The sequence below is a fragment of the Bacillus sp. JJ1562 genome, assembly GCF_036962705.1.
Classification (GTDB): domain Bacteria; phylum Bacillota; class Bacilli; order Bacillales; family Bacillaceae_L; genus Ferdinandcohnia.
Window position 1 is genome coordinate 17,235 of the sequence record NZ_JBALOQ010000019.1, and the last position, 12,916, is coordinate 30,150.

Sequence of the window (12,916 nt, forward strand, 5' to 3'; positions counted from 1 at the left end):
GCAGTATTTTGGGATTAGTGACAGTATTTTAGAATTAGCGGCAGTATTTTTCAGATAGTGGCAGTAACTTAGATTAGTGGTAGTATTCGAACTCAAAAAGCGAAACCCTAATAAAGGTTTCGCTTCTATTATTCATGTAATGAAAGTGTAGTTAGCTTACTGCCGTATTTCTCAATCGATACTTCTTCTACCTGATACCCTTCAAATACAAGAGAGAGATCTGTTTTTAGCTGATTTCCTCGTCCACTTTCGGTAAAGCAAATCACTGTTGGCCCCGCTCCACTAATAGCAACCCCAAATGCACCTGCTCTCTTAGCAACCCTATGAATGCTGTTGAACTCAGGAATGAGCTTTGCACGATATGCTTGATGGAATAGATCAAGCTCCATCATTTTCCCCATCACCTCATGGTTCTTTGTTAAAAGAGCCGCAACCATGACATTGCTTATAGAGCTAGCTTTTACAGCCTCTTGATAGGATAATTCTTTTGGGAGCACATTACGAGCATCCTTTGTCTTTAATTCATATGAAGGTATAACAACCACCATATCAAATGATACATCATTCACATGAATGAGATCAGTCTCCTCACTTCCACGATGACTACCAATGACTAATCCCCCATATAAAGATGCTCCTACATTATCGGGATGTCCCTCAAAATCACAGGCTAATTCAAGCTTTTGTTGATTTGTTAATTGAAGATTACAAAGCTCATTTACTAGCTCTATTGCCGCGATAATAGCAGCTGCACTGCTCCCAAGACCTCTTGCTAATGGAATATTGCTGTGAACGTAAACCTTGCAGGGAGGTAGCTCACGGGAGTAAATGTCGGCCACCTTTGCTGCGATTTGATAGATAAAATTTTCTTTATCTGCTGGAGTATTTGCAATTTCTTCAGATTGCGGAACAAACTCCCACTGATTGCTTGGTTCGACCTGAAGCGTTAAATAACGATTGACCGCTAATCCCAAAGAATCAAATCCAGGTCCAAGATTTGCTGTGCTTGCTGGAACTTTTATTTGAAAGGCTCGATCAAACTTCATGTAAAACGGCCCCTCTGATATGATCATATACAAGCTTTTCATCGTTAGGCAATACAACTGGTTTGATTGAAGCTGCTTCAATCGCAATATTTGGATCCTTTAATCCATTTCCTGTTAGAACAGCAACCACTCGACTACCTTTTTTAATTTCACCACTACGTACCTGCTTGATGACACCTGCGATGGATGCACAAGAGCCTGGTTCTGCAAACACGCCTTCTTTTCTTGCTAATAATTGATATGCTTCTAAAATTTCAGCATCTGATACTTCATCAATTTTACCATTTGACTCATTTGCAGCTACAACGGCTTTATCCCAGCTTGCAGGGTTTCCGATTCGAATCGCAGTTGCAACTGTTTCAGGATCATCAATGACTTTATTTTTAACAATTGCTGCTGCCCCTTCTGCTTCAAATCCACGCATTTCAGGAAGGCCTGTATTATGACGCTCATGATACTCTTTAAATCCTTTCCAGTATGCTGTAATATTCCCTGCATTTCCGACCGGAATGGCTAATATATCTGGAGCTCCATCCAGCTGCACACAAATTTCAAATGCTGCTGTTTTTTGACCTTCAATTCGATATGGATTGACAGAGTTTACGAGTGTAATAGGTGCAGTCTCACTGATATTACGAACCATTTTTAAGGCATGGTCGAAGTTTCCTTCAATTGAAATGATTTCGGCACCATACATGACAGCTTGAGCTAATTTTCCCATCGCAATTTTACCTTCAGGAATGACTACGATACAGCGAAGGCCAGCACGGGCTGCATATGCAGCAGCTGCTGCCGATGTATTTCCAGTAGATGCACAGATAATTGTGTCACTACCCTCTTCAACCGCTTTAGCTACCGCCATAACCATCCCGCGATCCTTAAAAGAACCTGTTGGGTTAGCCCCTTCTACTTTTACATATAATTCAACACCAAGATCCTCTGAAATGGAATGAAGTGGAATTAATGGTGTATTTCCTTCATTCAATGAAAGCATTGGTGTGTTTGTATTTACCGGTAAATATTCGCGAAATTGTTGTAGCAGCCCCTGCCATCTCATGCTTGGTTTCCTCCTTCAACTCGATATGAGCTTTTAACTTCTTCTGTAATTTGCAAATCTCTAAGCTGTACTAAAATTTCTTCGTAGTCTCGTAATGATGCTTGATGAGTAACAACAACAATTTCGGCTAAATCTTTATTCTTTAACGGCAATTGTAGAATTTTCTCAAAGCTTACACCGCGTTCAGAGAATAGGGATGTAATTTTTGCAAATGCTCCAACTTGATCCTTTACGTGAATACGTAGGAAGTATTTTGAGAAAATCTCAGAGTCTTCTTTTAGCTTTTTCTCATATTGAGGTGATACTGCACTTAGACCATTAACTCCAAGTCTCATATTTTTCATTACGGCAACTAGATCAGAAACAATTGATGTTGCAGTAGGCAAACTACCTGCTCCTGGTCCATAGAACATTGTTTCTCCGACTGCTTCTCCATACACATATACCGCATTAAATTCATCATTAACTCCAGCAAGTGGATGTACTTCTGGAAGTAGTGTTGGTTGAACACCTACTTCTACTTTTTCTCCCTTTCTATGTGCAGTACCAATTAACTTAATCACATAGCCTAAACGTTTACTATATTCGATATCCTCGCTTGTAACGGAAGAAATTCCTTGAACTCGAACGTCTTTAAGGTCAATATTCATGGAGTATCCTAATGAAGCCAGAATTGCCATCTTTCTTGCTGCATCAAGACCTTCAACATCTGCTGTTGGGTCTGTTTCTGCATAGCCAAGCTCCTGTGCTTCTTTTAAAACTTCTTCGTATGCACTGCCATACTTGCTCATCTTTGTTAAAATAAAGTTCGTTGTTCCGTTCACGATTCCCATCATTTTAATGATTCGGTCAGATGCAAAACCGTCTACTAATCCGCGAAGGATTGGAATTCCACCAGCAACACTTGCTTCATAGAACAAGTCGCATCCATTCTTACTTGCAACATTCAATAGCTCAGGACCGTATAACGCCATTAAGTCCTTATTTGCTGTTACAACATGTTTTTTATTACGTAAGGATTGAAGGACTAACTGTCTAGTATCCTCTACTCCGCCCATAACCTCAATGACTACATCTATTTCTGGATCTTCAATAACGTCATTTGCATTTGTTGTCAAAAATGAAGGATCAATTTCTACTGTTCGGTGTTTATGTAAATCTTGAACTAATACCTTCTTAACTTCTATTGGGCAACCAACTTGGTGCATTAATTTATCTTGATGATTTTTTAAAATCGTTACAACGCCGCTGCCAACCGTACCTAATCCTAATAATCCTACTGAAATACTTTTCATTTTATAACCGCCTCCTGTGTATTCCCCAGAAATACATTTGTCTTCCTATAAAAGACATTATAGTAGTGATGCTATGTTTTTACAAGTAATATTTTTCAAAAATTCACACTGAAAACGCTTAACCAACTGATATAAAAGGATATTTTTTTTATTAAAAAGAGCACCTTCATTGCAAAGGTGCCCTCGAAAATTTATTTTAACGACAGTCCCCACTCTTTAATCAAATGCGCTTTGGCGTATTTGCGCCCGATTTTCAGGCCCACACGAGGTGGGTCATAAAGACAAAGACATCAGGATGTGGCGTTTTTAGTCTTTGGTCTTTATGCCTCGAAAAATTTCCTTTGAAAAATGCATGTCTCCGCCGGGGGCTTTAACTTTATTCAGCAGATGTACAGGATTTCTGCTAAATAAATTTTACAAGTGTCTTTGGTTGTTGATTGTTAAGAACAAGCTCAATGTTCTTACAGCAAAGCTCCATCATGGCTACTCGAGTTTCAGTACTTGATGAGCCAATATGAGGCAATGCAACGACATTTGGCAAATTCAATAATGGATGACGGGCATCCACAGGCTCCTTTTCAAAAACATCTAAACCAGCGGCAGCAATCTCACCTTCTACTATTGCATGGTATAATGCGTCTTCATCAACGACTGGTCCTCTTGATACATTAATGAAAACTGCAGACTTTTTCATTTTCTTAAAGCTTTCCTGATTAAATAGGCCTCTTGTTTCCTCTGTTAGTGGTGCTAAGCACACTATAAAATCAGAAGTCTCCATTAACTCATCTAAGGTGGCGTAGGAACAACCTAGACGTTCCTCTGCAGCCACATTTCGGGAACGATTATGATAGAGAATATCCATTTCAAAGCCAGTCGCACGTTTTGCAACCACTTCGCCAATTTTGCCCATTCCAACAATCCCAATTGTTTTATGGTGCACATCATGTCCAGCAAGCAATAATGGGCTCCAGCTTTTCCACTCACCATTTTTTACAAATTCGGCTGCTTCAACAACTCTTCTTGCAGTTGCAAGCAACAATGCAAAGGTTAAATCAGCGGTTGTGTCTGTTAAGACATCTGGTGTATTACATACTGCGATTCCCTTTTGATTCGCATATTCTACATCAATATTATCAAAGCCAACAGCAAGGTTTGCGATCACTTTTAAATTTGGTGCTGCATCAATGAGTTCTTTGTCAATTTTTTCAGAAAGCATGGTTAATAATGCGTCTGCCTTTTTAACCTCTTTTAGGAGTACCTCTCTTGGAACGGCCTTTTCTTCCTCATTCCAAATATGTACTTCCGCTACTTCCATTAGTGGTTGAATGACTTCTTCGGAAAGTTTTCTCGTAATAAAAACATATGGCTTTGTCATTTCTTACCTCTTTAAAGATTTATTAGTGTACTGTTTCTATACTACCATAAATTTTTATCTTTGAAGCCAATTAATGTTCGGAATTGCAAGTCTTTTTCCATCCACTCCTACACTTGATAAAAAGGTGGCTAAAAAACGTTCATGGTTACCGGAATGGTTCAGGATTGATTCTAATCTTTGTAATTGTTTTTCCTTTTTGTTCTCCGATTCTGTCATATAAAACCCTTCAATACATTCGAAAAAATGAAGCGGAAACAATAATCGGGCATAAAGTAGTCTCCAGGAAAAGGGAGAAAGTGGATTTACCCGCTCATACTCGTTCAAAAAGTGCGCGATTTGCCCATTTTGCCTACTTTCCCCACTGGCATATTGATCGCGGATAAATTCGGCCAAGTCCCTTGTGTAATGGTCAAACACCCATTCTATTGGCAACTTCGTAAAAGACTCCTTATCCCATGAAATTTCCGTGAACCGGTGGTGGCAAATTGTAGCTGAATCAATTGCCGCAGGTGTCTCATCCATTTCGGTATCAACCAGGTATTGAATCGCATTTTCCGTTAACCCAATATAATATGGAAAAGCTTCCACAAATAATGTTTCAAAACGGTTCTCAGGATGTTGCTTTACTTTTTCCTTCCAGAACAACTCCATTTGATCCAGCCTTTTTTCCCAAAGAAATTTCCATTGTCCAATTCGATTAACCTTGTTGACTTGATATGGAAAGCTTCTGCCTCGTTTATGAAAACGCGCTAATTCATATCCTAATGCATTCGTTATTCGATGGCTATATACAGGACATCTAATCAAAACAACTTCTTCATCATTGATTATTGTACTTAATTTCCCTTCCGATGTAGGTAATATTGAGCCTACACGAATATCCCCTTTTTGAATCATATAATCGCTAAGAAGTTTTATTTCATACAGCTCTACTTGTTCCAAATTTGATATCGGCACAATACAATATACTATATTTCGATAGATGATTGCTTCATAGCCAAATGCCTTTACTGACCGATCGACCTTTAATTTATATTGTTCAAAAAGTGTATCTTTCATAAATCATCACTCCTCGCACATACTATGTAATTAATCTATATGAAACATTTCAGCATTACTTGTGGTAAACTAGAAAATATTAGCAAAACAATTTTTAAATTATAGAAATTAGGTGAATAAGTTGAGCGAAGAAAATAAAATGGATGAGATTGAACGAACTGCTAGAAGATGGTTAGAGGAAAGAGGCGTCACCATTCAGGATATTGCGGAGCTAGTGTACTATTTACAAAGCAAATATCATCCCAACCTCAAAATGGAGGAATGTATTCATAATGTTGACCGCGTTTTAACGAAACGTGAAATTCAGAATGCAGTACTAACTGGGATTCAATTAGATAAACTTGCCGAAAAAGGATTACTTGAGGAGCCACTTCTATCCACAATCAAGGTAGATGAAGGGCTTTATGGCGTTGATGAAATCCTTGCCTTTTCGATTGTTAACGTATATGGCTCAATCGGTTTTACGAATTACGGATACATTGATAAGAAAAAACCGGGTATCTTGGCTCGATTAAATGATAAATCAACTGGCGAATGTCACACATTCTTAGATGATATTGTGGGGGCAATTGCAGCAGCTGCATCAAGTCGATTAGCTCACAGAGCAGCAAATACGAATTAAGGGAAAAAGATCAAATCCTTACGATTTGGTCTTTTTTAATAGATAAAAATGGTATGCTGAATTTACAAACTATTTTGTCTGAGGTGCCAGTCTTATGGACTTATTATTAAAAATTTTGGGACTTATCTTTTTTGCGATTGCATTCTTCATCACTCTTCCAATGCAAAAAGAATTTAAAAATTATGACGGGCAAGTTCTGCGAAGAAGCCTAGTAAATCGATGGACGAGAAGCCTCAAAACGTCTTTATTTTTATTAATAATTGGTGGCATTTGTTTTATAGTCGGGGTTATTTTGTCCATATAAAAAACGCTCAAATGAGCGTTTTTTATATTCTTTCCATCCATTCCTTTAAGCTGTTAATCGCATAAGTCGGCGGGCGGTCATATCCCTTTAGCAGTTCAGGGGTTGTAACTCCTGTATGAACAAGAAGGGTATCAATACCTGCGTTCATCCCTGCCATGATATCTGTGTCATAATAGTCACCAATCATTATTGTATCTTCTTTTGCAATCCCTAATTTCTTTTGGGCTTGCTCCATGATTATTTTTTCAGGCTTTCCGATAAAAATCGGTTGAACTGTTGTTGAAACAGTTACAACTGAAGTTAGAGAGCCATTACCTGGTAAAAATCCTCTTTCAGTTGGAATTGCAATATCACCATTTGTTGAAATAAATGTTGCCCCGTTACGAACAGCTAGACAAGCTAGCGCAAATTTCTCATATGAAACAGAACGGTCAATTCCAACCACAACAAAATCAGGATTTTCTTCTTGGATTGTAAAGCCCTTATCCTCTAAAGCCGTACGAATCCCTTCTTCACCAATCACATAAACAGTGTCGCCCCGCTTTAAGTCATACATATAATTTGCCGTTGCTTGGCTTGTTGTGAACACTTGGTCTTCTGTACACGCAATATCAAAGTCACGAAGCTTTGCTGCAACTTGTGCTGGTGTCCTTGAAGAATTATTCGTTACAAATAGATATGGGATTTGTTTTTCGTTAAGCGCATTTACGAAATCACATGCCTCATTAATGCGCTCAGTTCCAAGATACATCGTACCATCTAAATCAATTAAGTAACCTTTATATGTTTTCACTACTTCTATCACCTTTTAGATGATGTTCAAAAAGTGCGGTGAATATGACGCATCGAATTTCTTCGTTGGCTTGCTTCTCCGTTCCTCACGTATTAACTGCATACGCTCCGGTACTCAAAGCTGCACCGCCTTGAAATTCTCGGTCCTCTTCATCCTCCTTTTTGAACACGTATTTTATTAGTTTTTAAATGCGGATACAGGTCCTAATTCATTTTCTAGATAGGATCTTACCGCTTGAGGAAAGCTTGCTAGGCTTTCTTTATTTTTTAGCAAACTCAAGATTAAATCATCATGGTTAATTTCAAGATAATCTTGAACAATCACTTTTCGAAAGCGAATAATTTCTTTCAAGTCATTTGCAGCATTTGTAGAAATCACTTTTTCATCCTCAAGAATATTGATAATATCTTCATAACTTCCAGGGTCGCGCATAATAAAGCCATCAATCATGGAATTCCCGACATCTAAAATTGCCTCAATCAAAATATGGGATATGCGCTCTAACGCTTTCTTTTCAAGCGTGCTTGTCCAATTTGAGTCCTCTTCTACAAATCCTAAAGTTTCTTCGTAAAAAAGAAGGGTCTTCTCAATCTTCTCTCGATCAACAAAATACACAGTATCACCTTCTATTTATAATCCTTGATAACATTACATATTATTTTACCATAAAGTTCATTATCATTCATGAATTGACAGAAAATCAAATGCGCCTTGGCGTATTTGCGGCCTGATTTTTTAGGCCCACACGATGTGGGTCACAAAGACGAAGACATCAGGAAGTGGCGTTCATAGTCTTTGATTTTATGCGAGATACAGTGAAACTTCAATCTGTGGAATTGATTCCTCAGATTGTTAGTTGAACCAATCGGGCATTAACTGGTAGTTGCCCTCCTTGAGGGTTAATACCAGTTAATGCGGGGAAAGTTACCTTTGAAAATCGCATGTCTCCGCCGGAGGCTTTAAGTTTATTCAACAGGGTTCGAGCCCCTACTGAATAAACTTGAATAATTCATTTTCTATTTGGTACACCTTTGATATGATAATGTAAATGACTGTTTTTAAAGGAGAATCCATTATGTCTGAACGTTTTTTCTTATATGATGACACAGTTGATACACAAACACGATTTGTAAGCTTTATGGGGGAAAACCAACGTTATGATTTAGCGATTGTTATATCTGACCGTTATTATGGAAAATTTATTGTCTTAAATATTTTGAGCAACCGCTTTGCCATTATCGGGAGAGATGATCTAGATGAGCCAGGTTATATTGAGCATGCCTATCAATTATCTGAGGAAGAAGCTGAAGAGTTACGCTCTTTTCTGTATGAAATTGTCTAACATAATTATGGAATCGCGTGAAAACACTATGAGAAAAAAGTGAGGTGTTTTCAGGTGGCGGAAAAAGATAAAGAAGAATTAAAGTATACCGATTTTTCGAATGTGGAAACGATGGAAGACTTTTTGACCTTTGAGGAATTTCCTGAAGGGCCTACTGGTGCTCCTCGCGGTGAGGAAACACCTGTTCAGAATAAAAGCACGCCATGGAAAAAAGGACAACGTTATTATACACCGTATAATTATGAATTCAAGTCTCTTCATCAAGACTTGCCACGACAATTCCCAGGTGCACACCATACCCATGATGACAACGATGAAAATGAAGAACCGCCGTATGATTGATATTATTGTATGAATAAAGTACAGGTACTTAGCCTGTACTTTATTTTTTAACCTTTTTTAGAACAAAATAGGCACAACCGAAATTACAATACTCGTATAAATACTCGGAAAGGGTACTGATTTTTGTATCAAAGGATGCTTTTTGGTTTTTATCATCAAAAAATCCTTTTAAACGAAGCTGTTCATATCCCCAGTCTCCGACTATATAATCATATTTCGCAAGGATGTCACTATATCTTCCCCGAAAGGCCTCTTCATTAAATCCATCTTTCAGCTCATCCACAAGCTCATATGTACTATTATTGATGCTAATCACTGTTCCTCACACCCCTTATTATATATCCATTATAGCCAATCAACCCATCAATTACTATGCGAATTTTTTGTTGAAATGGTCAACCTACAACTGAGGGGGTGTCGAGATTGAAAAAATACACAATCATCTCAGGATTACTTGCATTAACAGCTTTAACAGGCTGTGGTGCTTCTGACGATAATGCAGGAGTTTACCATGAAAGTGGAAATACAATAAATCGCATTGAGCAAAATGAGCTTTACAATACAAAGGGTGTTAAAAATGATGGTAAGGAAATGACGAATTTTGGCTATGTTCGTCACCAAAAAAATCCAGTCCCTGGTAGGGTAAATGTTTATAGCAATTTGCCAGCGATGGATCGGGAAAAAGTAGCTGATTTGATTAGTAAAATCTGTACAACCATCCCGAATGTTAATGATGTAGGGACACTTGTTACGGATGAAGAGGTCCTTGTTGCGTATGATACCGATTCTAAGGACCGCAACTTAACTGCAGACCAAGTAAAGCGTGCTGCTCTGTCTGTTGTCCCGAGGTTTTTTCATGTGTATGTTTCTGACGATCCAGATATGATGAAACAAATCGAGCGGTTCGGTACGCTTGATTCAGACAGCCGTAATGTCGACCAAATCATTACATCCACCATTCAACAAATGGTAAAATCTCCTCAAGGTTATAAAGTAAGTGATGGTGAAAATGAAAATGGGGAAATGGAAGGTGGATTAAACCCTGAATATGAGCGCAAAGCAAGGGAAAATCAGGACTTCCTAAAAAAACCTAGTACAGGAATAGAGAGTAAAGATGAACACAATCCAGGAATCAAACAAAAGAGAGAATTTGGAAAAGACCTTTTAAGAAAAGGAAACCATTAAAATCGAATGTTGAAAATTGATGAAGGACTTAACGCGTGAAATCTTCATCGGAATGTCCTTCATAACCTCGATGAAGGACTTTCCTACATGAAATTGCAATCGGATTGTCCTTCATAACCTTAATACATCAAAAAAAGGGGGAGTTCCCCCCTTTTTTATGCTTGTTTAAGTTGTTGATTTGCTTTTGCGGAATTTACTTGCTCGTCCGCGTGGTAAGAAGAACGTACCAGTGGACCAGATTCACAATGGCTGAAGCCTTTACTTAATGCAATCTCTTTGAATTCAGCAAATTCATCTGGATGATAATATTTTTGAACTTTTAAATGCTTCTTCGTTGGTTGTAGGTATTGACCAATTGTTAGAATATCTACGTTATTTGCGCGAAGATCATCCATTGTTTCAATAATTTCTTCCTTCGTTTCACCCAGACCAATCATAATACTTGATTTTGTTGGGATATCTGGATTCATTTCTTTTGCACGACGTAGGAATTCCAGTGAACGCTCGTATTTTGCTCTCGCACGAACGCGGTCAGATAAACGGCGAACAGTTTCAATGTTATGGTTCATAATATCTGGCTTCGCATTCATTAATGTTTCTAGGTTTTCGTATACCCCACCCATATCTGATGGTAATACTTCGACTGATGTAAATGGACTCTTTCTACGAATCGCACGAACGGTTTCTGCGAACACTGCAGCTCCCCCGTCCTTTAAATCGTCACGAGCAACTGTCGTAATAACAACATGCTTTAATCCCATTAATGCAACAGAATCAGCTACACGCTCAGGTTCTGCCCAATCCAATTCATTTGGAAGTCCAGTCTTAACTGCACAAAAGCGGCAAGCACGTGTACAAGTATCACCTAAAATCATAAATGTTGCTGTCTTTCGAACAGCCCAGCATTCATGAATATTAGGACATTTTGCTTCCTCACAAACTGTATGTAATTGCTTTTCTCTCATCATTTTCTTTAAGCCTGTGTAGCTTTCATTCGTATTCAGTTTTATTTTTAGCCATTCAGGCTTTCGAAGATATTCCTCTTTATTAGACATACTTTATCACTCCATTGCAAAGGCTATCCCTATTATACTCCGAAAGTAATTTAGAATCCAAGAATTAGCATAATTGCGTTTTTTCTGGCTTCCAACAATTAGCTATTATGAAAATAAAATGATTTAACAAACTAACAAGGAAGAGTATTTTTGGATGACAAATTATCGACCTATTAGTGAACATAGATGTATTTGGCAATAAAATATCCTTGTAATTTTTCGAGAAAGGAGATTTTTGTGCGTGAACAGAAAACTCGGAATCGTTGTTGTTATTTGTTTATTTTTTATCGGATTACCATTGTCGGCAAGTGCAGAAGAAACTCAGCAAAACATGTTTCAGGAACGAATGAATCTTTATACTAAAATGGAGACTGTAACCCAAATTCCTTGGTACTACTATGCGGCGGTTGATCAATATGAAAGAAGTATTCGTCGTGCTCGTAAGGATATACCAAAAGAAGCTGGTTTGATTGGAATCTATATTAAACCCGAGCTTTGGGTTGGTGCTTTAAATCCAAACCTAAATGATACAAATCCACACAGCATTCAGCTTTTTGGAGGAATTGGTCTAGATGGCAACGGAGATGGTGTTGCTGACCAGACAAACGATGAGGATATCTTATTCACTATGTCAGAGCAAATTTTAGCATTCGGGACAGACCCTGATAATTTAAAAATTGGCTTATGGAACTATTACAAACGCGACAAATCTGTTTCCCTTATCACGGGAATTGCAAAAATCTATTCGACTTATGGAACCCTTGACTTGGATAAACATGCCTTTCCAGTTCCACTCGGCTATAATCATAGCTACAAAAACACATGGGGAGATGCTCGTGGGTGGGGTGGTCGGAGAATGCATGAGGGTACGGATATCTTTGCAAGCTACGGTACACCGGTTCGTGCAACATCATATGGAGTGATTGAAATGAAGGGTTGGAACCGTTTTGGTGGGTGGCGCATCGGAATCCGCGATGTCAATAATACGTATCATTACTTTGCACACTTAAACGGATTTGCAAAGGATATTGCAATCGGGCAAGTAGTTGAGCCAGGTAAAATCATTGGCTCAGTTGGTAGCTCTGGATATGGACCACCAGGTACAGCCGGAAAATTTCCGCCACATCTTCATTATGGCATGTACAAGGACAATGGTTTTACAGAATGGTCATTTGACCCATATCCACACCTAAGGGCATGGGAAAGAGCAGAACGAAAAGCGAGAAAAAGGTAAATAAGAAAAGTGCAAGGTGCCCGTTTATCGGCGACAAGCACAAGAAAAGCGCTGACTGAAGGCGCTTTTTGCCTTCAGAAGCGATTGGCTTGTGACCTCGAGCAGATCGCGCTCAAACTAGACAATGAAAACAAAAGGCTACGGTAAATAATACCACAGCCTTTTCTCCGTTCTATTTTTGATCTTTTTTTATATATAAATCGCGGT

The 12,916-nt window shown here is 38.4% G+C and carries 14 protein-coding genes; 5 read left to right on the forward strand and 9 right to left on the reverse strand.

The annotated features are described in order from the left end of the window. Positions 1 to 128 precede the first annotated feature (128 nt). From thrB to yutH, 5 genes are all read right to left on the reverse strand, one after another. Positions 129 to 1,046 carry a homoserine kinase gene (gene thrB, locus V7097_RS12815; protein WP_335704013.1) on the reverse strand — a complete coding sequence of 306 codons (918 nt, stop codon included), beginning with the start codon at positions 1,044 to 1,046 and terminating at the stop codon, positions 129 to 131. Then, the gene (gene thrC, locus V7097_RS12820) at positions 1,036 to 2,103 is read right to left on the reverse strand and encodes a threonine synthase (RefSeq protein WP_335704014.1); all 1,068 of its coding nucleotides are present in this window, start codon (positions 2,101 to 2,103) and stop codon (positions 1,036 to 1,038) included. Before thrC ends, thrB begins: the two co-directional genes overlap by 11 nt. Next, a complete protein-coding gene (locus tag V7097_RS12825; RefSeq protein ID WP_335704015.1) occupies positions 2,100 to 3,398 on the reverse strand; it encodes a homoserine dehydrogenase in 1,299 nt (432 codons plus the stop codon). Before V7097_RS12825 ends, thrC begins: the two co-directional genes overlap by 4 nt. A 403-nt stretch (positions 3,399 to 3,801) precedes the next feature. Beyond that, positions 3,802 to 4,773 (reverse strand): 2-hydroxyacid dehydrogenase, encoded by a 972-nt coding sequence (locus V7097_RS12830; RefSeq protein ID WP_335704016.1) that lies wholly within the window; start codon positions 4,771 to 4,773, stop codon positions 3,802 to 3,804. 54 nt (positions 4,774 to 4,827) lie between these two features. After that, positions 4,828 to 5,832 (reverse strand): spore coat putative kinase YutH, encoded by a 1,005-nt coding sequence (gene yutH / locus V7097_RS12835; RefSeq protein ID WP_335704017.1) that lies wholly within the window; start codon positions 5,830 to 5,832, stop codon positions 4,828 to 4,830. A gap of 139 nt (positions 5,833 to 5,971) precedes the next feature. Here yutH and V7097_RS12840 point away from each other — a divergent pair, with 139 nt between their 5' ends. Further along, positions 5,972 to 6,454, forward strand: coding sequence for a phosphatidylglycerophosphatase A family protein (locus tag V7097_RS12840; RefSeq protein WP_335704162.1), 483 nt, complete (start codon positions 5,972 to 5,974; stop codon positions 6,452 to 6,454). Between the two features lie 326 nt (positions 6,455 to 6,780). Here V7097_RS12840 and V7097_RS12845 read toward each other — a convergent pair whose 3' ends face one another. Further along, positions 6,781 to 7,551: a TIGR01457 family HAD-type hydrolase gene (locus V7097_RS12845; RefSeq protein ID WP_335704018.1), complete on the reverse strand. Its 771-nt coding sequence runs from the start codon at positions 7,549 to 7,551 to the stop codon at positions 6,781 to 6,783. 177 nt (positions 7,552 to 7,728) lie between these two features. Continuing rightward, on the reverse strand, positions 7,729 to 8,166 hold the full coding sequence (locus V7097_RS12850; RefSeq protein ID WP_335704019.1) for a DUF86 domain-containing protein: 438 nt from the start codon (positions 8,164 to 8,166) through the stop codon (positions 7,729 to 7,731). Between the two features lie 460 nt (positions 8,167 to 8,626). On the opposite strand from V7097_RS12850, the gene V7097_RS12855 reads away from it, so the two are divergent. Both V7097_RS12855 and V7097_RS12860 read left to right on the forward strand, forming a co-directional pair. Further along, a complete protein-coding gene (locus V7097_RS12855; RefSeq protein WP_335704020.1) occupies positions 8,627 to 8,893 on the forward strand; it encodes a DUF3055 domain-containing protein in 267 nt (88 codons plus the stop codon). A gap of 111 nt (positions 8,894 to 9,004) precedes the next feature. Continuing rightward, the gene (locus tag V7097_RS12860; RefSeq protein ID WP_335704163.1) at positions 9,005 to 9,235 is read left to right on the forward strand and encodes a cytosolic protein; all 231 of its coding nucleotides are present in this window, start codon (positions 9,005 to 9,007) and stop codon (positions 9,233 to 9,235) included. 40 nt (positions 9,236 to 9,275) lie between these two features. Here the strand turns inward: V7097_RS12860 and V7097_RS12865 are convergent, their stop codons facing one another. Further along, positions 9,276 to 9,551 (reverse strand): YutD family protein, encoded by a 276-nt coding sequence (locus V7097_RS12865; protein ID WP_335704021.1) that lies wholly within the window; start codon positions 9,549 to 9,551, stop codon positions 9,276 to 9,278. A 107-nt stretch (positions 9,552 to 9,658) separates the two neighbouring features. On the opposite strand from V7097_RS12865, the gene V7097_RS12870 reads away from it, so the two are divergent. Next, positions 9,659 to 10,420: a YhcN/YlaJ family sporulation lipoprotein gene (locus tag V7097_RS12870; RefSeq protein WP_335704022.1), complete on the forward strand. Its 762-nt coding sequence runs from the start codon at positions 9,659 to 9,661 to the stop codon at positions 10,418 to 10,420. Positions 10,421 to 10,575: 155 nt separating this feature from the next. Here V7097_RS12870 and lipA read toward each other — a convergent pair whose 3' ends face one another. After that, the gene (gene lipA / locus V7097_RS12875) at positions 10,576 to 11,475 is read right to left on the reverse strand and encodes a lipoyl synthase (protein ID WP_335704023.1); all 900 of its coding nucleotides are present in this window, start codon (positions 11,473 to 11,475) and stop codon (positions 10,576 to 10,578) included. 241 nt (positions 11,476 to 11,716) lie between these two features. Here lipA and V7097_RS12880 point away from each other — a divergent pair, with 241 nt between their 5' ends. Further along, the gene (locus V7097_RS12880) at positions 11,717 to 12,709 is read left to right on the forward strand and encodes a M23 family metallopeptidase (RefSeq protein WP_438824235.1); all 993 of its coding nucleotides are present in this window, start codon (positions 11,717 to 11,719) and stop codon (positions 12,707 to 12,709) included. Positions 12,710 to 12,916 lie beyond the last annotated feature (207 nt).